Source organism: Inquilinus sp. (genome assembly GCF_057815775.1).
Window position 1 is genome coordinate 1 of record NZ_JBYRFX010000943.1, and the last position, 23383, is coordinate 23383.

A 23383-nucleotide genomic window follows, 5' to 3' on the forward strand; every position below is an offset into this window, starting at 1 on the left:
GACATGGTCGCCCTTCTTCAGGGTGGTGACGCCCATCCCGACATCGACGACGACGCCCGCACCCTCATGGCCCAGGATCGACGGGAACAGCCCTTCCGGATCCGCGCCCGACAGCGTGAACTCGTCGGTGTGGCAGATCCCGGTCGCCTTGATCTCGACCAGCACCTCGCCGAACTTCGGCCCCTCGAGATCGACCTCCAGGATCTCCAGCGGCTTCCCGGCGGCGACGGCTACGGCGGCACGCGTCTTCATCGCTTCTCTCCCGACAGCCGTCACCCGGCACGAACAGAGCGGACCGCCCCATGGCGCCGCCATCCGGCCGAGACGACGCCCGAACCTGCGGGAAAACGGTACCGACAAAGAAAGTCCCGCCGGAATAGGACTTTGGGCTAAGCGCGATCCGGCCCAATAGTTGCACCTTGGATCAGTGGTCCCCGCCAGAAGGGCCCGCTAAGCTTCTCGGGAGGAAGCGATGCAACAAGAAAACCAGTCCCAGGAGAGACCTGCCCATGCCGGATCCTGCGGCATTCGCCGAGGCACGAGCATGCGGGCATCGACCGAAGAGGCGGTCGAGGAATTGCTGGCGGCGATCGTGCAGGACCACATGGAGATGATCCTGCTGTTCTGCTCCCCCACCTACGACGTGCCGTCGGTGCTGGCCGCGATTTCCCGCCGGGTGCCGGACGTCCGGGTGCTGGGCTGCACCACCGCCGGCGAAATCACGCCGGTCGGCTATCGCCAGGGCACCATCACCGGCATGAGCCTGTGCGCCGACCACTTCGCCGCCTCGGTCCGGCTGATCGAGCCGATGTCGCGCTTCGAGATCGCCGACGGATCGGCCCTGGCCAAGGCGCTGATGGCCGAACACCAGGCCCTCGACCGCACATTCGCGCCGTCGCGAACCTTCGCCCTGCTGATCAATGACGGGCTGTCGATGCATGAGGAGATCATCGTCAGCGCCCTGGGTGACGCGCTGGGCGAGATCCCCCTGGTCGGCGGCTCGGCCGGCGACAACCTGGCCTTCCGCGAAACCGCGATCTTTCTCGACGGCCGGGTGATGGACAACGCCTCGCTGCTGATCCTGGTGTCGACCGATCTCGAATTCCGGGTCTTCGAGCGGCAGCATTTCCATGCGCTCGACCAGAAGATGGTGGTGACCCGGGCCGATCCGTCGCAGCGCCTGGTGATGGAGATCAACGCCGAGCCCGCGGCCGAGGAATACGCCCGGCTGATCGGGCTGACCCGGGCCGACCTGACGCCGCTGGTCTTCGCCTCGCATCCGCTCGTCGTCAAGGCCGGCGGCCGGCACTATGTCCGCGCCATCCAGCGGGTCGATGCCGATGGCTGCCTGCATTTCTTCTGCGCCATCGACGAGGGAATCATCCTCAGCGTCGCAAAGAGCGGCGATCTCGTCGCGAATCTGGTGTCCCTGTTCGACGAACTGCGCGCGCAATTGGGAAGCATCGAGGCGGTGATCGGCTTCGATTGCGTGCTGCGCTACGTCGAGATGGAGCAGCACCAGATGCTGACCGAGGTGTCCCGGATCATGGCCCAGAACAACGTCGTCGGCTTCAACACTTATGGCGAGCAGTTCGGCATGATGCATGTCAGCCAGACCTTCACGGGAATCGCCTTCGGGCCGAGCTGAGCATGGGACGGGACACGGCGGAGCAGGATCGACCGATCGGAGACCAGGAGACCGCCCTCCGGCGCAACGTCGCCAAGCTGACCGAGATCAACCGGGCCCTGATGCAGCGGGTCGAGCACAGCCTCGACATGCAGGGCAACGCCTACCAGCTGTTCCAGACCGCCATCCTGCTCGACCAGAAGGTGCGCGACCGGACCAAGGAGCTGGAGCACGCGCTGCAGGCGGTCGAGCAGTCGAACCTCGAGCTCAGCGAGGCGATCGTGTCCAGCCAGACGGCGCAGAGCCGGCTGCAGGATGCGATCGACAGCATCTCCGAGGGCTTCGCCATCTTCGACCCCGAGGACCGGCTGATCCTGTTCAACCGCCGCTTCCTCGATTTCTGGCCGCAGCTGACGGACAGCATCCGGCCGGGCCTGTCGCTCGACGCGCTGATCCGGCTGGGCCTTGATGCCAGGATCATCCAGTCGGACGGGCTGGCCCCGGACCTCTGGGTCGCCGAACGCCGGCTGCAGCGGGCCTCGACCCGCGGCGGCGGTGCGCAGCGCTGGGTCTATGCCCTGGCCGACGGCCGCTGGGTGCAGGTCAACGACCGGCGGTCGATCGAAGGCGGCATCGCCTCGATCTACACCGACATCACCGACCTGAAGGACGCCGAGCGGCAGGAGCGCGAGAAGGCGCTGGCCGAACGGTCGGAGCACCTGCAGGCGACGCTGGAGAGCATGTCGATCGGCGTCGCCGTGTTCGACCGCGACCAGCATCTGGTCACGGCCAACCGGCGGTATGGCGAGCTGTTGGAGCTGCCGGCCGAGCTGCGCAAGCCGGGCGCATCGTATCGCCGGTTCCAGGAGTTCAACGATGCGCGCGGGGCCCCGGCCCTGGCTATCGCCACGCCGACCGGCACCGGCGCGGATCGTGCTTCCCGGTCGCCGCTCGAGGTCGCGCTGAACGGACGCTGGTTCGAGGTCAAGGGTGACCCGATGCCGGATGGCGGTTTCGTCACCTCCTATGTCGAGATCACCGAGCGCAAGCTGGCCGAGGAGGCACTGCTGGACAGCGAGCAGCGGATCCGGCTGTTCGCCAACGCCGTGCCGACCATGATCTCCTATGTCGACCGCGACCAGCGCTACCGCTTCGTCAACCGTGCCTACCGCGCCGGCTATGCCCCCAGCGGCACGCCGATCCTGGGCCAGACCCTGCTGTCGGTGCTGGGCGAGGCCGAGCATGCCCACCGCCGGCCCTATCTCGAACGGGCGCTGGCCGGCGCCACCGTGACCTTCGACCTGCCGCTACGCGGATCGGAGACCGAGCCGCGCTTCGGCTTCGCCACCTATGTGCCGCATCGCAACCATCGCGACGAGGTGGTCGGCTTCTTCACCCTGATCCAGGACATCACCGAGCGCCGGCGCGCCGAGCGCATCCTGGAGGCGGCGAATGAGGAGCTGGAGCGCCGGGTCCACGAGCGCACCGCGACGCTGTCCCGGCTGAACGAGACCCTGTCGCTGGAGGTGGAGAAGCGGCGCCGCATCGCCCGCGAGCTGCGCGTCGCCAAGATCGAGGCCGAACGGGCCAATGTCAGCAAGACCAAGTTCCTGGCCGACGCCAGCCATGATCTGCTGCAGCCGCTGAACGCCGCCCGCCTGTTCGTCGCCACGCTGGAGGACACGTCGCTGCCGCCGGAGGGCGAGGCTCTGCTCGGCAAGATCGACCACGCGCTGGAGAATGTGGAGGACCTGCTCAACATCCTGCTCGACATCTCCAAGCTCGATGCCGGGCGGGTCGGCGCCAATCTGCAGAGCGTCCCGCTGCCGCCGCTGATGGAGGCCCTGCGCGACGAGACCGCGGCGCTGGCCGAGCACAAGGGCGTCACCTTCACCTTGCTGCCCTCCACCCTCACCGTCTGCTCGGACCCGCAGCTGCTGCGCCGGCTGCTGCAGAACCTGCTGACCAATGCCTGCCGCTACACCAACACCGGGCGGATCCTGTTCGGGGTCCGCCGGCGCGGCAGCAAGGCCGAGATCATGGTGGTCGATACCGGCATCGGCATCCCGCAGGAGCGGCTGGACGAGATCTTCGAGGAATTCCGCCGCCTGGACAGCCCGGATGGCGGGCAGAAGGGCTACGGCCTCGGCCTGTCGATCGTCCGCCGCATCAGCCGGCTGCTCGGCTACGAGGTGCGGGTGCGGTCAATCGTGGGACGCGGCTCGGCCTTCTCGGTCCTCGTTCCTCTCGCCGACCCCCTGCAGGACTGCATGGCGCCCCGGCCAGCCGCCGTCGCGATCGTGCCCAGTTCGGTCGATCGCGTCCGCGTGCTGGTGATCGACAACGATGCCGCCATCCTGGACGGCATGGCCCGGCTGCTGCGCGGCTGGGGGTGCCAGGTCGCGACCGCCGCCGACCGGGCGGAGGCAGAAGCCCGGATCGGGCGGGAAGGTTTCCGGCCGGACATCGTGCTGGCGGACTATCACCTCGACAACGACCACCGTGGCACCGAGCTGATCATCGCGCTGCGGCATCTGCTGAACGAGGATATTCCGGCGGCGGTGATCACGGCCGATCGAAGCCCGGAGCTGCAGTCGATGGTGAATGCCCTGTCGGCGGTGAGCCTGCTGACCAAGCCGATCAAGCCAGCCCGGCTGCGCGCCATGATCGCTTCGGCCCGGCGGTGAATGCGCTGGCGCGGCCGGCCTGACGGCGGTTTCTCCGCTTCCGGTGCTCACGGACGAGATGTCCGCTGCGCTTCGGTTTTCGGAACCACCGCCATTCGGCTCACGCCAGCGCATTCCCCGCGGGGCCTAGGAGGTCGTCCGGATCACAGGCTGCGGCGGTATCGCTGGAACAGGATCACCGCCTGGGTGCGGCTCGACACGCCGAGCTTCTGCAGCAGGCTGGAGACATGCGCCTTGACCGTGGTGATCTGGACGTCGATGGCGTAGGCGATCTGCTTGTTCAGCAGGCCCTCGGCCATCAGCTCCAGCACCTTGCGCTGCTGGTTGGTCAGCAGTTCGAAGCGGCAGCGCACGGCCTCGTCGAGCGGCTCATCCTCCTCCAGCTCATCCGAGCCGATGGTGTCCAGCCCTTCGGTCGGCGTGAAGCTGCCGCCGTCCAGGATCGTGGAGATGGCGGAGACGATGGCGTCGCGCGACAGCGATTTGGGGATATAGCCGACGGCCCCGGCATCGAAGCATTCGCGCATGACGAAGCTGTCGGCCAGCGCCGAGATCACGGCGACCGGCACGTCCGGCCGGCGCGTGCGCAGCGACCGTACCCCCTTCACCCCGTTCATCCCGGGCATGCGGAGGTCGAGCAGAATGAGATCGATGTCCATCACCGATGCGATCCGCTCGACCGCCTCGCCGAAAGTGCCGCTTTCCAGCACATCGACTTGGTCGTCGAGCGATTTGAGAGTGCCCGCGAGGGCCTCACGGAACATCGGGTGATCGTCAGCGACCAGGACCGTGCGCATGGGCAACTTCCCTGTATCGACTTCGGGTCAGCGATTGGACGCCCTGGGACTCCCCGGGTCAAGCAGGAAGGGCCGGGGTTGGCCTTTGGTCGTAAGTCACAGCGAATATCCGGGGAGCCGGGTGTGGTGGCTCTCGATGCTCTTGACGTGCACCCGACCTACCAGCCGGAGCGGAGGAGCTGGGCGATGTCGCGGGCGTCGCGCTTGTCGCGCATGCCCGACGGCTTGGCCGGGCCAGCCACCCTCATGAATATATTCCCAGATATATGCTTCCATATCTGCGTCCCGCTGGCCAAGGTGAAGTCGCGGCCAAGGTGAGCTCGTAGCGGCAGTCGATTGGGCTCTGAAATGGCTCAGCCCTCACGGGAGTGCATGTTCGCCCATCCGGCATTCCTGTTCGGGGCGCCAGTCGGAGGAAGATTGGCGTCCCGCCGTTCGGAGATATGAGGCGTCCTGATCGGCGCCTCGGAATTAAGCGTTCTAGCCCACTGTCCCTGCAATCCCGGGGCATTGGTCGACATCCGGGCTCCGGCGTCATGTTTTCTCTTCATGCCGGCTGGGGTGACGAACTCCGTTGTCTTGTGGGTCACGAATAGAGCCGTCGATTTCTGCCATCCGGCACCAAAATTTTAAGGTGGGGAGCCAATGTTCACCTCACAACCGATCGGGAGACCATCTGTCTCTCCAGCCATTCCCAAAGGTCGCCAAGCGACCGACTCTGCGCAGAATCCGCGAGAGTCGATGGCGGATCTTCCGGGCTTCATGCAGCCGTTTCTGACATGGCTGACCGGGATGCCATTGCCGGGCCAGGCCCCGCTGCTCCGCTGGACACCCTGGCGTCTGGTGATCTGTACGGCCGGCGAAATCCTTCTCGGCCTGCTGGTCGGTGCCGTGGCCCTGCATCACCTGTCCTGGGTCAGCATCCTGCTCCTGCCGCTGTCCTGGCTTCTGACCACCGGCGGCGTCCGCATGCTGTTCGTGGTGATCGAGCATTGCTGCACGCACCACATCTTCAGCCCGCAGCGTCGCGTCAACAAAGCGGTCGCGGAAGCCATTTCCGTCCTGTTCTGGACGCAGCATTATTCGGAATTCAAGCACGAGCACGCCACACACCATCGCCTGACGCGGCTGGCCGGGGATCCCGACACGCAGTTTCTGAATGAATGGGGATTCTTCGCCGGCATGCCGCGCGGCGCCGTCCGGCGGCGGCTGGTGGCAACGTTGTTGTCCCCCCGATACCACGTCACCAATTTTCTCGAGAGGCTCCAATACAGTGTCAGCGGAGCCAAATATAAGCTGGTGGCCTCGCCGCTCTGGATCCTGCTGATGCTGTCGGTGGTCGCCTATTTCGATCTCTGGCTGTATTTCGCCGTCCTGTGGCTGCTGCCGATGAGCGTGCTGTTCCAGGCATCGATGCTCATCAATATCCTGACGGAGCACCGCTGGCCGTCAGCCGACAACACCGGGAAGCGCGACCTGGAGGAGGTGTGCTTCGGACGGTTTTGCGGTGAAAGCGTCCCCGACACGGCGGGCCGGCCGTTGGTCTCGAGGATCTGGCTGTGGACGAAATGGTGGACGCGCCTGGCGTTCGTCTATCTGCCGTACCGCCTCTTCATCCTTGTCGGCGACGAAGGCCAGCATGACTTCCATCACCGGCAGCCGACATCGGATTGGGTCAACGCCAAATTCTCCAGATATGCCGAGGTCTCAGCCAGCCGTATCGATAAATACGGCGAGTATACGGACGAATGGGGCGGCCTTCTCGACCATGTCTACGCCTGCTCCATCGAGCGCAGCGCCAGCATAGCCAGATCGCTGCCGGCTTAATATTTCCAGACCGCCACCGATTGATCGACCAGAAACAACACAGCGTCCGGTGCGCGCGGCGCTGTGACAACGATCGATCCTTGCAAGGGAGAGTCAAAACCATGCTCGCGATGTCCAGCCTGACAGAAGCGCCCCCATCCTCGCGGCTGCAAACCTTCATCGACGCCCTACCGGATATGGATGGGATCGCCTGGCGTTTTGCCAATCGGGACTACGCCTTCCGCGCACAGATCGCAGCCGACTGCCGTTCTCTTCTGGACGATGCCGGCACGGTACGCTCGGACGGGAAATCGAATTGGGAGATCGTCCACGATATCCTCGAGACGATCTATGTCAGGGAGTTCGCCCCGGCCGACGTGACGCAAGCCGATTGCGAGACGCTGCCGATCTTGCGCGATATCGCGTCCATCCTGGAAGACGCCCTGCTCGAAGGCGAGATCGAACAGGCCACGAGCCAGTTGGGCGATCACCCGACGGATGGCAGCGAATATGTGAACTGGCTCAAGCGCCTGATCTCAGGCCATCGCGCCAGCCGGCACCCGTTCTATCATGCGTTCATCCAAGACCACAGCACGCGGGAGGACCTGAAATATCTGCTGGCGCAGGAGACGTGCCTGGATCCGCGCTTCGACGACATTCTCGCCCTGATCCAGCTGGGCGCGAAGGGCGGCGCCAAGCTGGAGCTCGCCGCCAATTACTGGGATGAGATGGGCAATGGCCAGATCTCGGACATGCACTCCGTGCTGTTCGAGGACGCCCTGGCCGAGCTCGATATCACCAAGGATTACATCGACCAGCATTACCTCTTCGAGGCAAAGGCCTGCGGCAATCTCTCGGCCGCGCTGTCGCTGCGGCGGCAGCATTATTTCAAGGCCATCGGATATTACGGCGTCACGGAATACCTCGCGCCCCGACGGTTCCGGAATCTCGTCTCCGCCTGGAAGCGGCTCGGGCTGCCCGAAAAAGGCATGCACTACCACGAGCTGCACATCAGCGTGGATGCCGGGCATGCGGCCGGCTGGTTCCGGAATGTCGTGCAGCCCGCGATGGACCAGGACCCCCGGGTGGGCCGCGACATCGCGATCGGTGCCCTGGTCCGGCTCAATTCCTCCGAGCGCTATCTCGACGCCCTGCTGGCCCGCACAGGCTTCAGCGATACCGCAAGCCACTGATTTCCCAAGCCACGAAGGAAGCACACCATGGCGCTGAACCCGCAAGGATATGTGATCCTGGACCTGCCGCCGGTCGCCGACCAGGTCAAGGCCAGTTTCGGCAACCTCGATCTCGACATCTATGTTCCCGTGCGAAACCGCTATCGCCGCTTCGCGCAGTATCGCCTGGACCATATCGGCAGCGACTGGCACCTCGAACGGCTGCCGCACAAGCCGTATATCACCTATCCGAAGTTCAACCCGGTCGCCGGCGGCATCCGCCGCGAATATGGTCCGATCGTCAGCGACTTCTCGGACGTCATCCGGCTGGCGACCAACGCGATTTCGCTCGACGCCAGCATCCCCTGGCAGATCAACGTCCACCAGATCCGGATCTTCGTGAAGAAGGGCGAGGTCGAGGGCGTGGTCGTGCCGGAGGGGCCGCACAAGGATGGCCATGAATTTGTGTTCATCGGCGTCTATGACCGGCACAACGTCACCGGCGCCGAGATGACGCTGCGCCCGGATGACGCCAAGGAAACGCCGTTCCTGGCGACGACGCTCAGCGCCGGGCAGGGGGTCGTGCTCGACGACATGAACCTCTGGCACTATGTCAGCGATATCGAGGCGATCGACGATGATCAGGCGGCGTATCGCGACACACTGATCGTCTCCTACTCCCGCTGGTCCGAGCGCTGGTACGGCGAGAAGTTCGAGCGCGAGGCCCTCGTCGAACCGCAAGAGGCGTGAGATGAACGCACCCCTTGCGATCGCCGAACGCGGTGGCATCGCCAGCGAGTTCGTCAAATACGAGGCGCTGGGCAATGACTACCTGGTGATCGATCCCATGCGGTCGCCGGTGCCGGTGACGCCCGAAAGCGTCGTCGAACTCTGCCACCGGCGGCGCGGCATCGGGGCCGACGGGGTGCTGTGGGGGCCGTTCATCGAGGGCGGAGCCATCCGCCTTCGGATCTTCAACTCGGACGGCAGCGAATGCCGGAGAAGCGGCAACGGCCTTTGCATCTTCGCGCATTACCTGCGGATGCAGGGCTATGTCGGGCGCGACCGGTTCGTCGTGGAAACGGCGGCCGGACCGGCGTCGATCGAAGCGCTCGATTTCAATGTCGCGGCCGGTGTCTTCAAGGTCGGGTTGGGCATCCCCAGCTTCGACAGCGCCGGGATCCCGGCCGCGGGGCCGAGGCGAAGGATCGTCGACGAGCGGATCGAGGTCGATGGCGCGGTCCTGGCCGTCACCTGCATGAACAACGGCAATCCGCACTGCGTCCTGTTCGACGACGACCTGTCGCCCGAGCGGATCCAGCGGCTCGGCCGGGCGATCTCCGGCGCCCCGGTCTTCCCGAAGGGGATCAATGTCGGGATGGCGAAGATCCTGGACCGGCACAGCCTCCGCGCCGAGATCTGGGAGCGCGGGGCCGGATACGTGTCCGCGTCCGGCAGCGGGGCCTGCGCCATTGCCTGCGCGGCCCACGCCCTGGGCCATGTCGGGCCCGATGTGACGGTGCAGATGCCGGGCGGCATGGTCTCGGTGTCGGTCGCGCCGTCCGGAGAGGTCTTCCTGACCGGTGAAGTCCGCCATGTGACGATGGGAATGTTCGCATCGAAGCTGCGCGAACACCTCGCCTCCCACGCCGCCCCGGCCGCGCATCGGCCCTGACCACGCCGCCTCACCTGCGCCTGGGCCATCCGGGCCCCGGGCGACGTCTCGGAGACCGTCTCGCCGGACGGCGATCGCCCCTGGATGCGACCGCGGGATGGGCCCTTCGGGCCCCCCGATCGGTGAGACCTGCCATGAACGGATGATCTGGCCATGCATGAAACCAAGACGATCGTGGGCGCCTGTCCCTTGGACTGTCCCGATGGCTGCGCCTGGCAGGTGACGGTCCGCGACGGTGTGGCCGTCAAGCTGGAGGGCCAGCCCGACCACCCGATCACGCGCGGGACGCTGTGCGTGAAGGTGAACAATTACCTGGACCACACGGCCTCACCCGACCGCCTGCTGTATCCGATGCGCCGATCCGGCCCGAAGGGCAGCGGGCAGTTCGCCCGGATCAGCTGGGACGACGCCCTGGACGAGATGGCGGAACGGCTGCAGACGGTCGTGGACCGCCATGGCGGCGAGGCGATCTGGCCGTACCAGGGCACCGGGACGCTCGGCTATCTCCAGGGCATCCAGGGGCGGGCGGGCAGCCGCCTGTGGAACGCACTGGGCGCATCGATGCACGACATGACCATCTGCTCGATCGCCGGGCTGGTCGGGCATGACTACGCCACCGGGACCACGCGCGGCATCGACCCCGAAGCGCTCGGCGAGGCGCGGCTGATCATCCTCTGGGGCACCAACACGCTCACGACTGGGCATCATCCCTGGTTCTTCATCAAGGAGGCCCGGCGCAAGGGCGCCCATATCGTCGTGATCGACCCGGTCCTCACCCGCACCGCGCGGCAGGCCGACGAGCATCTGGCTCCCCTGCCGGGCACCGACGCGGCCCTGGCGCTCGGGCTGCTCCATGTCGTCGTCACGCTCGGCTGCGAGGATCGCTGCTATATCGAGCAGCAGACCCTCGGCTGGGACGCGTTCCGGGACAGAATCCTGGAGTATCCGCCGGCGCGCGTGGCCGAAATCACCGGCATCGACGAGGCACGCATCGTCGAACTGGGCACCCGGATCGCACACACCCGACCGACCGCCATCAAGGCCGGCCAGGGGGTGCAGCGGCATGCCGGCGGCGGCATGACGCTCAGGATCCTGGCCAGCATCGGCGGCGTGACGGGCGATTGGGGGCGGCCGGGCGGCGGCCTGATGTATTCCACCGACGGGTATTTCGGCGGCAATCGCGCCGCGCTCTATCGCGACGACCTCCTCACGAAACCGGTGCGGAAACTGTCGATGACGCGGCTGGGCGAAGGGCTGCTCGAGAAATCCGACCCGCCGGTCATGGCCCTTGTCGTCTACGCCGCCAACCCGCTCGCCAGCTCGCCGCACCAGGAGAAGATCCGGCAGGGCCTGGCGCGCGAGGATCTGTTCACGGTTGTGGTGGATCATTTCCTGACCGACACGGCCGATTACGCCGACATCGTGCTGCCGGCAACGATGCAGACGGAGCATGCCGATCTGCATGATGGCTACGGCCATCTGTGCATTGCCTGGAACGAACCGGCCGTCGCCGCACCGGGCGAATGCCTGTCGACGACGGAGACCTTTCGGCGGCTGGCCCGCCGGATGGGCCTCAACGAACCCTGCCTCTACGATTCAGACGAGGCGATGGCCGCACAGCTGCTCGACACCGATCATCCGTCGCTGCATGGGATCACCCTGGATCGGCTGCGCGAGCAGGGCTGGGCCCGGCTGAACTACCCCAAGATCTTCGTGCCCTTCGCGGACGGATTCCCGACCCGGTCGGGCCGGCTCGAATTCTATTCCGCCCGGGCGGCGGAGGACGGGCATGATCCGATCCCGGGCTTCACACCGCCGGCCGAAGTCATGAATGCGCGCCTGGCCCGGACCCATCCCTTCGTCCTGGTGAGCGGTGCGTCCCACTACCTGCTGAACTCGACCTTCGCCAACCATCCGGAGCTGGGCCGCCGGGCCGGCCCGGCCAGGGTCCTGATCAATTCCGAGGACGCCACCGCGCGCGGCCTCGCAACCGGGCAGGCTGTCCGGGTCTTCAACGATCGCGGATCCTTCGTCGCGGAAATCAGCGTGAGCGCGGAGGTGCGCCAGGGTGTCCTGGCAAGCACGAAGGGGCCGTGGCTGAAATCCGGCAATGGCTCGAACCTCAATGCCACCGTCGATGAGCGCGATGCCGATCTGGGCGGCGGCTCGGTCTTCGGCGACAACCGGGTCGATCTTGAGCCGGTGCCGTGACGGGGCCCATGGCTGCAAGGCCTCCAAGCCATTTCCAGAAAGGCAGATCGCGATGAGATACCGGTCGTTCGGCAGCACGGGGTGGAACATTTCGAGCGTGAGCCTGGGGACATGGCCCTTCGGCGGCTCCTGGGGCGCGGTCGACGATGCCCAGGCGATGTCGACGCTCAACCGGGCCCTCGATCTCGGCGTCAATTTCTTCGACACCGCGGATGTGTATGGCGATGGCCGCAGCGAGCGGCTGCTCGGTGAATTGCGGAAATCGCGGAAGGAGCCGTTCTATATCGCCACCAAGGCGGGACTGCGCCTCGACCCCCATACGGCGGAGGGGTATAATCGCGAGAACCTCTCCGCCTTCGTCGACCGCAGCCTGCGGAATCTCGGGGTGGAGGCGATCGACCTGCTGCAGCTCCATTCACCGCCGACCGACGTCTATTACCGGCCGGAGATCTTCGCCATTCTGGAAGACCTCGTCAGGGCGGGCAAAATCAGGCACTGCGGCATCAGCGTCAATCGGGTCGAAGAGGGGCTGATGGCTCTCGAACACCCGGTCGTCCGCAGCGTGCAGATCGTCTACAACATCTTCCGGCAACGTCCGGCCGATCTGTTCTTTGCCGAAGCCAGACGCCGCAAGGTCGGAATTCTGGCACGGCTGCCGCTGTCATCCGGGCTTCTGAGCGGAAAGCTCACGAGGGACACGCACTTCGCGGCGGATGATCATCGGCACTACAACCGGTTCGGCGAGCATTTCGACCGGGGCGAGACATTTTCCGGCGTGGACTATGGCGCCGCCCTGGAGGCGGTCCGGCGGCTGACGCCGCTGGTGCCGCGGAATGCGACGATGGCGCAATGGTCGCTGCGCTGGATCCTGATGAACGAAGCCGTGTCCTGCGTGATCCCGGGCGCCCGGCGGCCGGAGCAGATCGAGGAGAATGCCGTGGCCGCCGACCTCGACCCGCTGCCGCCCGAGATCCTGGCCAGGGTGCGGGAGATCTACGACAGCGGCATCAAGGGGCTTGTCCACAGCCGCTGGTAGCATCGCCCCGCTGAACCCGGCCGTCAGCCGGCGGTCGCCGCGCGAACCGCCCGCTGGCGGCCGATCTGCAGCATCGCGATGCTGCCGACGATCAGGACGACGGCGCCGATCTCAAGCACGCCGACCTTCTCTCCGGCCACCCAGCTGATCGCCAAGGCCACGACGGGGGTGAGGTAGGTCGCCCCCGAAGCCGCGACCGCGCCCAGCTCCTGCAGCAGATAATAGTAGATCAGGAAGGCCCCGCCGGTGCCGAGCACGCCGAGCCCCACGGCCACGCCGATCGCCGTATGCGTGTTCTGCAGCACCTGCCCCATGCCGGTGCGGTCCGTCACCAGCAGCAGCACGACCAGGGCCAGGCCGGTCTGCCAGGTCGCAAGCGCCAGCGGCGGCAGTTTGTACGGCGACAGGAAGCGGCGGACATAGACGTAGGACACGCCGAGGATGGTGGCGGCCCCCAGCATCCAGGCCACCCCCATGATATCGATGGTTCGGTCGGACCCCTCCCAGGGCCGCGCGATGACCACGATGCCGGCGAAGCCGAGCAGCACACCCGCCGCCATCAGGCTGTTGAGCTTTTCCGTCCGCAGGAACAGCAGCGTGGCGAGGGCGGTGAACAGCGCGATCGACCCGCCCAGGACGCCGGCGACGCCCGAGGGCAGCCGCGCCGTGCCCTCGGCGATCGCGAAGTAATAGAAAGCGGTCGCCGCCACCGCCATGACGAGGAAATGCGGGAGATGGCGGATCTGGCCGCGGTTGATCACGCCCTTGCGCCAGGCCGCATAGGCCAGGGGCAGGAAGCCGAAGAAGACGCGCAGCAGAACGATCTGCGCCGGCGTGATATAGGCGGCGGCCCATTTCATATAGATGAAATTGGAGCCCCAGAAGAGGCCGAGGAGCGCGAAGGCAGCGTAGGTAAATCTCATGGCCGGCTCCCCAATTTATGGATTCGTTGCAAACAGCTCCAACAATACGGGGTACCAAGGCGCGGTCAGATGCCGTGCCGGATCTCGTGGCTGACGGCCTGCAGCAGGTCCCAGACATGGGTGGCGAAGGAACGCCAGACCTCGATGCGGAAGCGTTCCTGGTCCTCGCGCAGCAGAACGATCTGCGCCCGGTCGAAGATCGTCCGGCACCCCGAATTCAGCGGCATCGCCTCGATGTCGAACGGAATCGCCGCCTGCAACGCCAGCAGCGCGGCTGTGCCTTCGACCTCGAGTCCGACCTCGCGGTCGCTGACATCGACCAGGCTGTGCGGCACCATCTGGGACAGCGCCGCGGACGCCGCCTCGATCGCCTCACGCCGGCCCGGCGGCACCAGCAGATACGATTCATCCGGCCCGAGTTTCACGACGGTGGCGCCGTCGGACCGGCTGAGGCCGCCGATCCTGGCCGGCAGGTCGAGGCCGAGGGTCCGGCCTGCCTCTTCGGCCTGTGCCGGATCGAGCCGCAGGCTGTAGCGCGCCTCGTCGGGGGCCAGGCGAACGGTCAGCCGGCCCGCTTCGGGAATGGTGATCTCGCGGCCCGCCAGGGGATGATGTTCGAGCATCATGGTGGCTTCCCTATGCGCTCAGGCGCTTGTTTTCGGGATCGAAGAACACGGGGCCGACGATCTTGGCGGTGTGGGTCCGGGTCGGCATCGGGACATGGATGGTCTGCCCCTCCATCGCCCGGCCGCCTTCGATCACCGCCAGGGCGATCGATCGCCCGAGGGTCTCGCTCCAGTAGGACGAGGTGACATGCCCGACCATCTTCGCCGGCAGCGGCTGGTTCGGGTCCAGGACGATCTGGGCCCCCTCCTCCAGCACCGTGGCGGGGTCGGTGGTCAGCAGGCCGACAAGCTGCTTGCGGTCGGCCTTCAGCATGTCGGGCCGCGTCAGCGAGCGCTTGCCGACGAAGTCCGGCTTGGCCTTGCCGATCGCCCAGCCGAGGGCGGCATCGTCCGGCGTCAGCGTGCCGTCCGTGTCCTGGCCGACGATGATGTAGCCCTTCTCGGCGCGCAGCACATGCATCGTCTCGGTGCCGTACGGCGTGATGCCATACTGCTGCCCGGCCTGGTGCAATTGCTCCCACACCGCCCGGCCATAGCGGGCCGGCACGTTGACCTCATAGCCGAGCTCGCCGGTGAAGCTGACCCGGAACAGCCGTGTCGGCACACCGCAGATCCGGCCTTCGGCAACCGACATGTGCGGGAACGCCTGCTCCGAAAGGTCGATGCCCTCGACCAGCGGCTCGATCAGCTTGCGTGCATTCGGGCCGTTGAGCGCGATCACCGCCCATTGCTCGGTGGCCGAGGTGAGCCAGACCTTGAGGTCCGGCCACTCGGTCTGCAGGTAGTCCTCCATCGTGGTGAGGACGCGGGCGGCGCCACCCGTCGTGGTGGTGACGTGGAAGCGGTCGTTCGCGAGGCGCCCGATCACGCCGTCATCGCGGATGAAGCCGTCCTCGCCCAGCATCACGCCATAGCGGCAGCGGCCGGGCGCGAGCTTCGTCCAGGCATTGGTGTACATGCGGTTCATGAACTCGGCCGCATCGGGCCCGACGATCTCGATCTTGCCGAGGGTCGAGGCGTCGAACATGCCGAGGCTGGCGCGCACCGATTTGCATTCCCGCGCGACCGCGCGGTGCATGTCCTCGCCCTTGCGGGGGAAGTACCAGGCGCGCCGCCACAGCGACACCGGCTCATACACCGCGCCGTTCTCCGCCGCCCAGGCATCGATCGGCGTCTTGCGCGTGACCTCGAACAGATCGCCGCGATTGTACCCGGCAAAGGCGCCGAAGGTGGTCGGCGTGTAGGGCGGGCGGAACGTGGTGAGCCCGACCGATGGCGCCGGCCGCTTCACCGCGTCCGAGGCGATGGCCAAGCCATTGATGTTGGACGTCTTGCCCTGGTCGGTCGCCATGCCGTTGGTGGTGTAGCGCTTGATGTGCTCGATCGACTTGAAGCCCTCGCGCACGGCCAGCCGGATGTCCTTGGCGGTCACGTCATTCTGGAAGTCGACGAAGGCCTTGGCCTGCGAGGCGTTCCGGTCGGTCGGCAGCTCGCGGTTGCTGGCACCCGCCCGCGGCACCTCGCTGTCGACCCTGTGGCCCGCGGCCTGCGTGGCGAAGCCCGCATCGGTGGCCGCCGCGGCACCGGCCGAGGCGCCCTCGGCCAGGGCGGCCGCAAGGCCGAAATTGCCATTGCCGGCGCCGGCGCAGCGGCTTTCCTCGGTGCGCTCGCCGGGCAGGAACATCTGCCGGTCCTCGTGCCAGTCGAGCTTGCCCTTGGTGTGCGAGAACAGGTGCACGCTCGGCGTCCAGCCGCCGCTCATCAGCAGCGCGTCGCAGGCGATGGTCCGCGCCGGGCCGACGGTGCCGTCGCGGCCCACCGGATTGACGCGCACCGAGGCAACACGCAGCCGGCCGGTGGTGCCGGTCGCGGTCCAGCCGGCCAGCACCTCGATGCCCAGCGCGGCGGCGCGGGCGGTGAGATGGCCCGCCACGCCGGTCCGGATGTCGATGATGGCCGCGACCTTGACGCCGGCCTCGGCCAGGTCGAACGCTGCCAGCCAGGCGGAATCATGCGAGGTCACGACCGCGGGGCGGCTGCCGACCTTGACGCCGTAGCGATTCAGGTAGCTGCGCGCCGCGCCGGCCAGCATGACGCCGGGACGATCGTTGCCGTCGAACACCAGCGGCTTCTCGATCGAGCCCTGCGCCAGCACCACCTGCTTCGCCCGCACCTTCCACAGCCGCTCGCGCGGCGCATCCTTGGGGGGGCTGGCCAGATGGTCGGTCAGCCGCTGGCAGAGGCCGACGAGGTTCTGGTGGTAGTAGCCGATCGCGGTGGTGCGCGTCAGGACGGTGACGTTCTTCGCGGCGGCGAGTGCCGCCCGTGCCTGGTCGAGCCACTGCCAGCCGGTGAGGCCGTCGATGCCGGCATCGGTCTCCGACAGCAGCGAGCCACCGATCTCGACCTGCTCGTCCACCAGGATGACCTTGGCGCCGCTCCGGCCGGCTTCAAGCGCGGCAGCAAGGCCGGCCGGGCCGGCACCGACGACCAGCACGTCGCAATGGGCGAAGCGGCCGGCATAGGTGTCGGGATCGGGCGTGTCGGGCGACTTGCCGAGGCCGGCCGCGCCACGGATGAACGGCTCGTAGACCTTGTCCCAGAACGACTTCGGCCACATGAAGGTCTTGTAGTAGAAGCCGGCCGAAAACAGCATGTAGAGCGCGTCGTTGACCGCGCCGATGTCGCGCTTCAGCGACGGCCAGTGGTTCTGGCTGGTGGTCGAAAGCCCGTCGAACAGCTCGAGCACCGTCGCCCTGGTGTTGGGCTCGAAGCGCCCCGGGCCGCGGCTGGTCCCGACCAGCGCATTCGGCTCTTCGGAGCCTGCCGACAGGAAGCCGCGGGGGCGATGATACTTGAAGGACCGGCCGACGAGATGCACGCCATTGGCCAGGAGCGCCGAGGCGAGCGTGTCGCCCTCGAAGCCGGTGTAGGTCGCGCCGTTGAAGGTGAAGCGCACCGGCTTGCGCTGGTCGACCCGGCCCTTGCCGGAAATGCGGTGGCTGGTCATGACTGCGCGTCCGCGAGTTCGGTGTCGGTCGGGCGGGGCAGCCCGGCCTTGTAGGTCATGGCGAACTTGTCGCTGACGGTGTCGCGGACAGCGTTGAAGAACCGGCCGCAGCCATGCTGGTGCCGCCAGCGCTCGAAATGGGTGCCGCGCGGATTGGTGCGGGTGAACAGGTGGTTCTTCCACTCGTCATCCGTCAGCGCCGACGGGTCGGTCGGGCGGGCGATATGGGCCTCGCCGGCATAGGTGAATTCGAGCTCGGGACGCTCGGCCTCGCAATAGGGGCAGCGGATGAGCAGCATGTCAGATCCCCTTCAATGCGCGACGGCGGCGGCGGCGGCTTCGTCGATCAGCCGGCCGGTGGTGAAGCGCTCGAGCGTGAACGGCGCATTGATCGGGCTGGGCTCGTCCCGCGCGACGGTGTGGGCGAACACATGGGCCGAACCCGGCGTCGCCTTGAAGCCGCCCGTGCCCCAGCCGCAATTCACGTAGAGGCCGGGCACCGGGGTCTTGCCGGAGATCGGCGAGCGGTCGGGGGTGACGTCGACGGTCCCCGCCCATTTGCGCAGCATGCGCATCCGGGTGAAGATCGGGAACACCTCGCAGATCGCTGCGATCGTGTGCTCGATCAGGGGCAGGCCGCCGCGCTGGCTGTACGAGACATACTGGTCGGTGCCCGAGCCGATCACCAGCTCGCCCTTGTCGGACTGGCTGAGGTAGGCGTGCACGGTGTTGGACATCACCACGCAGGGGAAGACCGGCTTGACCGGTTCGGAGACCAGCGCCTGCAGCGGAAAGCTTTCCAGCGGCAGGCGGACGCCGGCCGTCTCCATCAGCGCGGTGGTGCCACCGGCGACGGACACGGCGATCTTCTTGGCGCCGATGAAGCCGCGTGCCGTCTCAACGCCGGTGACATGGCCGGCGGCATCGCGGCGGATCGCGATCACCGGGCAGTTCTGGATGATGTCGACACCGCGCGCCGCCGCGGCACGGGCATAGCCCCATGCCACCGCATCATGGCGCGCCACGCCGCCGCGGCGCTGCAGGGCCGCCCCCATCACGGGATAGCGGGCGTTCGAGGCGATATTGACCGGCGGGCAGTATTCCTTGACCTGCTCCGGCGTCAGCCATTCATTGTGGATGCCGTTCAGCCGGTTCGAATGGATGTGGCGCTTGAAGCTTTGGACGTCATGGACATTGTGCGCGAGCATCATCACGCCGCGCTGTGAGAACATGACGTTGTAGTTCAGCTCCTGGCTCAGCCCCTCCCACAACTTCATCGCGTGCTCGTACAGCATCGCGCTTTCGTCATAGAGATAGTTCGAGCGGATGATCGTGGTGTTGCGGCCGGTGTTGCCGCCACCGAGCCAGCCCTTCTCGATGACGGCGATGTTCTTGAGGCCGTGTTCCTTGGCCAGGTAATAGGCTGTGCCGAGACCATGGCCGCCGGCGCCGATGACGATCACGTCATACTCGGATTTCGGCTGCGAATCCGGCCACTGCGGCTCCCAGTTTTTGTTGCTCGTCAGTGCATTCTTGACGAGGGACGAAAAGGAAAATCGGGTCATCGCGCCGCTCCGCCAGCCAAGTTGCAGCTCATACCGCGCCGGGGCGACTGTTGGACAGAATGATTGCGTCAGAGTAGCATCATCTTTGCGACAGGAGCCCGGAAACCCATGCAGAGTGCGTTCGCATCAGGCGCTATGAGCAAGCGGGCACCGTCGCCGCGCCTGTCGGTGGGATTCATCCTTGCGCGGCGCTTTACCCTCAGCGCCTTTGCCAATTTCGTCGATGTGCTGCGCCTCGCCGCGGATGACGGCGACCGCAGCCGGCAGATCCTGTGCGAATGGACCGTGCTGTCGGACACGATGAGCCCGATCCCGTCGAGTTGCGGCGTGCTGGTGCAACCCAATGAGCGGCTCGGCGACCCCCGCAAATTCCACTACATCGCGGTGATCGGGGGCCTGATGGATGAGATCCCCAGCCTCAGCCCCGAATACACGACCTATCTGAAGTCGGCCGCCGATGCCGGGGTGGCTCTCGTGGGCGTCTGCACCGGCGCCTTCATTCTGCATCGGGCGGGCCTGATGCACGGCTATCGCTGCTGTGTGAGCTGGTTCCACCATGCCGATTTTCTCGAACAGTTCGACGGGTACAAGCCCGTCTCGGACCAGATCTTCGTCGTCGACCGCGACAGGCTGACCTGCTCCGGCGGCGCAAGCTCGGCGCATCTGGCGGCCCATCTGGTGGAGAAGCATGTCGGGGCCGCGCAGGCCCGCAAGAGCCTGCACATCATGATCATCAACGACCCGCAGCGGGGCGAGGGGCCGCAACCCGGGGTGCCGAGCGACCTGACAACCGACGACGCGCTGGTGAAGAAAGCCCTTCTCCTGATGCAGCAATCCATGGATGCGCCCCTGGCCACATCCGAGATCGCCCGGCAGCTGGGCACCAGCCGGCGGCGGCTCGAACGTCACTTCAACCATGCTCTCGGCATGGCGCCGGCGCGTGCCAACACGGTCCTGCGCCTGCAGATGGCGGAATTTCTGCTGCAGACGACCGACCAGCCGGTCACGGACATCGCAACGGCAACGGGGTTTTGCGATTCCTCGCACTTCATACGGGTTTTCCGCGAACACCATCAGATGACGCCCGGGGAATTTCGCGGCTGACCGACGGCAGCGTCTTCGTGGCCGGCCGCTCAACGTGGCAGCTGCCGATACAGCATCTCCCGTATCACCAAAGGAATATTGTCGATCCGCCAATCCCGCTCCTCGGCAATGAGCTTCTGTACCAGCGTGCCATGACCGGCGAGCAGCGCGGTTGCTGCGCGTTGCCTCCGACGGGTGTAGTGTCGCCGGCCATCATTGCCACGGAGTTCGAAATCGAGCTGCAGGAAGTATTGGCTATGCAGTCGACAGAACGCGCCGAGCACAGCGAGCCGCTTCGACGGGGCCCAGCCCAGCAGAATGTCGTCGAGGTTCTCGACATCCGCAGGCCTCGCGATGGCAGACAGCGCGTCGCGGCTGTCTGCCAGGCGAGCCTCCTGCACGTTTTTCCGTGCCAGGGCGGCGGCAATCTCAGCCGCCCCGGTCTGCAGGATGGTGGCCAGGGTTCTATAGTCGTCTTCCACGAGCTTCGGCGTCACGGGGCGAACGGCAAAGCCTTGTCTGTCCTCCTGAACAGCCAGGCCTTCGCTACAGAGTCGAACCAGTGCTTCCCGCACGGGAATCGCACTGGCCTGAAATCTTTCGGACAGAGTGTCTATCTTTAGATGGCTGGCAGGTTTCAATTCGTGAATGAAAATCTGGCGTCTGATTTCGGTATAAATTCTTTCCGGTAATGATGTTGACATCGGCGACTCTCCGACTAAAGATCAGAGGAGTCCTTGTGTATTATTATTAAAAATATCGCTGCTCCAAGCGCGACTTTAAATTACTTGTTCGTAGAGATAATGTGCCGGCAAATTCGGATATTCCGGAATTAAAGTTACATACTCGTGCGTCAGGCTTGGGATCATCGCCCGACGGGAACGGTCCCGCCGGCTTCCTCGTCGGCGGCCATTCCGGCGAAGACGGCCCGGCGCTCGCGAACGGGGACATGCCACCGAGCTTCGCAAGCACGCCACGGAGGCCGAGGCGAAGCTGAACCGGCTCCATCAGGCGATCGAGAACGGCATCGGCGACCCGAGCGATCCGGCGTTGAAAGACCGGGTGGCGGAGCTTGCCGCGATCCGCGATCAGGCGCGGGCCGACGCTCATCGAGTGGCCTCCCTCGCCGAAGGGGGTCGGCGCCTCGGTGACACCGGACACGCTCCGGAGATTCGCCCAGGCGGCGCGGCGCAAACTGCGGAACGGAGATGAAGCATTCCGACGCGATCATCTCCGCACCCTGACGCAGCGCGTCGACTTCATCGAAGCTCGAAAGCGGCGGCGCTTGGAGTGCCAGTTTCATTCCGGAATGGTGACCCCTACGGGATTCGAACCCGTGTTACCGCCGTGAAAGGGCGGTGTCCTAGGCCTCTAGACGAAGGGGTCGGCGCGGCGCAGAGACCTACCGGCACCGGCGACGGAAATCAAGCGCTTTCCGCCCAGACCGGTGCCACATCTTCAATGAACAGCTGAACCCGCAGGTTGCCGTTCCAGCGATCGAGCCGCAGCGTGCCGGCGACATGCAGCAGCGCGTCGCGGCGCAGCAGCGCCTGGCCCAGCGGCTGGTCGGCGCAGCGAAAGGCGATCGCCCGCAGGCGCCCGCCATCCGGCCCGACCAGGGTGCAGGCGACATGGCCGCCGCTGCCGACCACCGCCGGCGCTACAACCCGTGCCCGCGGCAGGGCGAAGCGCGGCTCCGGATTGCCGGCGCCGTAGGGGCCCAGCTTGGCCAGGGTCTCGGCCAGCTCGACCGTCGCCGCCTCGACCACCAGCGTGCCGTCGAGTTCGACCAGCGGCAGGATCGGTTCGTTGCCCTGGCCGTCGATATGGCTGGCCAGGAAGGCCTGCAGGTCGGCGATCAATTCCTGCCGCACCGTGAAGCCCGCCGCCATGCGGTGGCCGCCGCCGGACAGCAGCAGCCCGGCCTGGCGCGCGGCGATGACCGCGGCGCCGAGATCGACCCCGGGCACCGAGCGGCCGGAGGCCTTGCCGATGCCGCCTTCGAAGCCTACCACGCAGGACGGGCGGCCATAGCGTTCGCGCAGCCGGCCGGCGACGATGCCGACCACGCCGGGGTGCCACCCCTCCCCCGACACCAGGATCACCGGCCCCGCCACTGCGGCCTCGGCCTGCATGATCGCCGCAGCCATCACCTCGGCCTCGACCGTCTTGCGGTCGACATTGTGTTCGTCGAGCAGGGCGGCGATCCGCTCTGCCTCCACCCGGTCGTCGGTGGCCAGCAGCCGGGCGCCGAGATCGGCCCGGCCGATCCGGCCGCCGGCATTGATCCGCGGGCCCAGCAGGTAGCCGGCGTGATAGGCGTCGACCGTCTCGGTCACCCGCGCAACATCGGCCAGGGCGCGATTCAGCCCCGTCAGCGGAACGACGTCGCAGATGGTGCCGAGCGCGACCAGGTCGAGCAGCGCCATCAGGTCGGGTTCTGCCCGTCCGGCAAAGACTCCGGCGCGGCGCAGGGCACGATTGAGGGCGACCAGGGCCAGGAAGGTGACGCCGCAGGCGGCGAGCTGGCCCAGGCCAGGGTCCTGGTCCAGCCGGTTCGGGTTGACCACCGCCGCCACCTTGGGCAGCCGCGGCTCCGCCGTGTGATGGTCGATGACGACGATGTCGAGGCCGCTGGCCATCGCGCCTTCCAGCGCCTCGAAGGCGGTGGTGCCGCAATCGACCGTCACCACCAGCGCCGCGCCGCCGGCGCGCAGCTTCTCCAGCGCCTGCGCGTTGGGGCCATAGCCTTCGGCGATGCGGTCGGGAATGTGGATCTGCGGTTCGACCCCGACGGCGCGGAGATAGCGGGTCAGGAGCGCGGTTGAGGTGGCGCCGTCGACATCGTAGTCGCCGAAGATGGCGATGCCTTCGCCCGCGGTCACCGCCCGGGCGATGCGGTCGGCGGCCCGATCCATGTCGCGCAGCACCGAGGGATCGGGCAGCAGCGCCCGCAATGTCGGATTGAGGAAGTCGGTCGCGTCGTCCAGGCCGACGCCGCGCGCGGCCAGCACCCTGGCGACGATTTCCGGCAGGGCGTGGCGCTGCGACAGCGCCAGCGCCAGCCGGTCATCCACGGCGCGGCCGACCCAGCGCGCGCCCTTGACCGAAGATTCGACGCCGAACAGGGCCGGCGCCGAGAATTCGGAAGCGGGCGCGGCCATG

The 23383-nt window shown here is 66.6% G+C and carries 19 protein-coding genes and 1 tRNA gene; 9 read left to right on the forward strand and 11 right to left on the reverse strand.

What is annotated here, in order from left to right:
- Positions 1-252, reverse strand: a 252-nt coding sequence (locus tag AC3XYG_RS33555; protein ID WP_489144229.1) for an alcohol dehydrogenase catalytic domain-containing protein, incomplete at its 3' end; no start/stop codon positions are given.
- Between the two features lie 292 nt (positions 253-544).
- On the opposite strand from AC3XYG_RS33555, the gene nosP reads away from it, so the two are divergent.
- A complete protein-coding gene (nosP, locus tag AC3XYG_RS33560) occupies positions 545-1648 on the forward strand; it encodes a nitric oxide-sensing protein NosP (RefSeq protein WP_489144230.1) in 1104 nt (367 codons plus the stop codon).
- A 2-nt stretch (positions 1649-1650) separates the two neighbouring features.
- A complete protein-coding gene (locus tag AC3XYG_RS33565) occupies positions 1651-4314 on the forward strand; it encodes a NahK/ErcS family hybrid sensor histidine kinase/response regulator (protein WP_489144231.1) in 2664 nt (887 codons plus the stop codon).
- A 143-nt stretch (positions 4315-4457) separates the two neighbouring features.
- Here AC3XYG_RS33565 and AC3XYG_RS33570 read toward each other — a convergent pair whose 3' ends face one another.
- Positions 4458-5111 (reverse strand): response regulator transcription factor, encoded by a 654-nt coding sequence (locus tag AC3XYG_RS33570; protein WP_489144232.1) that lies wholly within the window; start codon positions 5109-5111, stop codon positions 4458-4460.
- 741 nt (positions 5112-5852) lie between these two features.
- On the opposite strand from AC3XYG_RS33570, the gene AC3XYG_RS33575 reads away from it, so the two are divergent.
- The 6 genes from AC3XYG_RS33575 to AC3XYG_RS33600 all read left to right on the forward strand — a co-directional run bounded on the left by AC3XYG_RS33575 (position 5853) and on the right by AC3XYG_RS33600 (position 13011).
- On the forward strand, positions 5853-6938 hold the full coding sequence (locus AC3XYG_RS33575; RefSeq protein WP_489144233.1) for a fatty acid desaturase: 1086 nt from the start codon (positions 5853-5855) through the stop codon (positions 6936-6938).
- Positions 6939-7039: 101 nt separating this feature from the next.
- A complete protein-coding gene (locus tag AC3XYG_RS33580) occupies positions 7040-8110 on the forward strand; it encodes an iron-containing redox enzyme family protein (protein WP_489144234.1) in 1071 nt (356 codons plus the stop codon).
- A 27-nt stretch (positions 8111-8137) separates the two neighbouring features.
- A complete protein-coding gene (locus AC3XYG_RS33585; protein ID WP_489144235.1) occupies positions 8138-8839 on the forward strand; it encodes a 2OG-Fe dioxygenase family protein in 702 nt (233 codons plus the stop codon).
- Position 8840: 1 nt separating this feature from the next.
- On the forward strand, positions 8841-9764 hold the full coding sequence (gene dapF, locus AC3XYG_RS33590) for a diaminopimelate epimerase (RefSeq protein WP_489144236.1): 924 nt from the start codon (positions 8841-8843) through the stop codon (positions 9762-9764).
- Positions 9765-9917: 153 nt separating this feature from the next.
- Entirely contained in the window at positions 9918-11975 is a 2058-nt protein-coding gene (locus tag AC3XYG_RS33595; protein WP_489144237.1) for a molybdopterin-containing oxidoreductase family protein, read from the forward strand.
- 97 nt (positions 11976-12072) lie between these two features.
- Positions 12073-13011 carry an aldo/keto reductase gene (locus AC3XYG_RS33600; RefSeq protein ID WP_489144238.1) on the forward strand — a complete coding sequence of 313 codons (939 nt, stop codon included), beginning with the start codon at positions 12073-12075 and terminating at the stop codon, positions 13009-13011.
- A gap of 23 nt (positions 13012-13034) precedes the next feature.
- Here the strand turns inward: AC3XYG_RS33600 and AC3XYG_RS33605 are convergent, their stop codons facing one another.
- The 5 genes from AC3XYG_RS33605 to AC3XYG_RS33625 form a co-directional block, all read right to left on the reverse strand.
- The gene (locus AC3XYG_RS33605) at positions 13035-13934 is read right to left on the reverse strand and encodes a DMT family transporter (RefSeq protein WP_489144239.1); all 900 of its coding nucleotides are present in this window, start codon (positions 13932-13934) and stop codon (positions 13035-13037) included.
- Positions 13935-13999: 65 nt separating this feature from the next.
- Positions 14000-14560, reverse strand: a complete 561-nt coding sequence (locus AC3XYG_RS33610) for a sarcosine oxidase subunit gamma (RefSeq protein WP_489144240.1) — start codon at positions 14558-14560, stop codon at positions 14000-14002.
- Between the two features lie 10 nt (positions 14561-14570).
- Positions 14571-17570 carry a sarcosine oxidase subunit alpha gene (locus AC3XYG_RS33615; protein ID WP_489144241.1) on the reverse strand — a complete coding sequence of 1000 codons (3000 nt, stop codon included), beginning with the start codon at positions 17568-17570 and terminating at the stop codon, positions 14571-14573.
- A complete protein-coding gene (locus AC3XYG_RS33620) occupies positions 17567-17869 on the reverse strand; it encodes a sarcosine oxidase subunit delta (protein WP_489144242.1) in 303 nt (100 codons plus the stop codon). The genes AC3XYG_RS33615 and AC3XYG_RS33620 overlap by 4 nt, the downstream gene beginning before the upstream one ends.
- Before the next feature lie 12 nt (positions 17870-17881).
- Positions 17882-19135 (reverse strand): sarcosine oxidase subunit beta family protein, encoded by a 1254-nt coding sequence (locus tag AC3XYG_RS33625; protein WP_489144243.1) that lies wholly within the window; start codon positions 19133-19135, stop codon positions 17882-17884.
- A gap of 285 nt (positions 19136-19420) precedes the next feature.
- Between AC3XYG_RS33625 and AC3XYG_RS33630 the strand changes: the two genes are divergently transcribed.
- Complete coding sequence (locus AC3XYG_RS33630) at positions 19421-20239, forward strand: GlxA family transcriptional regulator (RefSeq protein ID WP_489144244.1); 819 nt, start codon at positions 19421-19423, stop codon at positions 20237-20239.
- 29 nt (positions 20240-20268) lie between these two features.
- Here AC3XYG_RS33630 and AC3XYG_RS33635 read toward each other — a convergent pair whose 3' ends face one another.
- The 4 genes from AC3XYG_RS33635 to recJ all read right to left on the reverse strand — a co-directional run bounded on the left by AC3XYG_RS33635 (position 20269) and on the right by recJ (position 23382).
- The gene (locus AC3XYG_RS33635; protein WP_489144245.1) at positions 20269-20922 is read right to left on the reverse strand and encodes a GntR family transcriptional regulator; all 654 of its coding nucleotides are present in this window, start codon (positions 20920-20922) and stop codon (positions 20269-20271) included.
- 46 nt (positions 20923-20968) lie between these two features.
- Positions 20969-21328: a hypothetical protein gene (locus AC3XYG_RS33640; protein ID WP_489144246.1), complete on the reverse strand. Its 360-nt coding sequence runs from the start codon at positions 21326-21328 to the stop codon at positions 20969-20971.
- A gap of 200 nt (positions 21329-21528) precedes the next feature.
- Positions 21529-21604: transfer RNA gene (locus AC3XYG_RS33645), tRNA-Glu, on the reverse strand.
- A gap of 38 nt (positions 21605-21642) precedes the next feature.
- Positions 21643-23382: a single-stranded-DNA-specific exonuclease RecJ gene (gene recJ, locus AC3XYG_RS33650; RefSeq protein WP_489144247.1), complete on the reverse strand. Its 1740-nt coding sequence runs from the start codon at positions 23380-23382 to the stop codon at positions 21643-21645.
- Position 23383 lies beyond the last annotated feature (1 nt).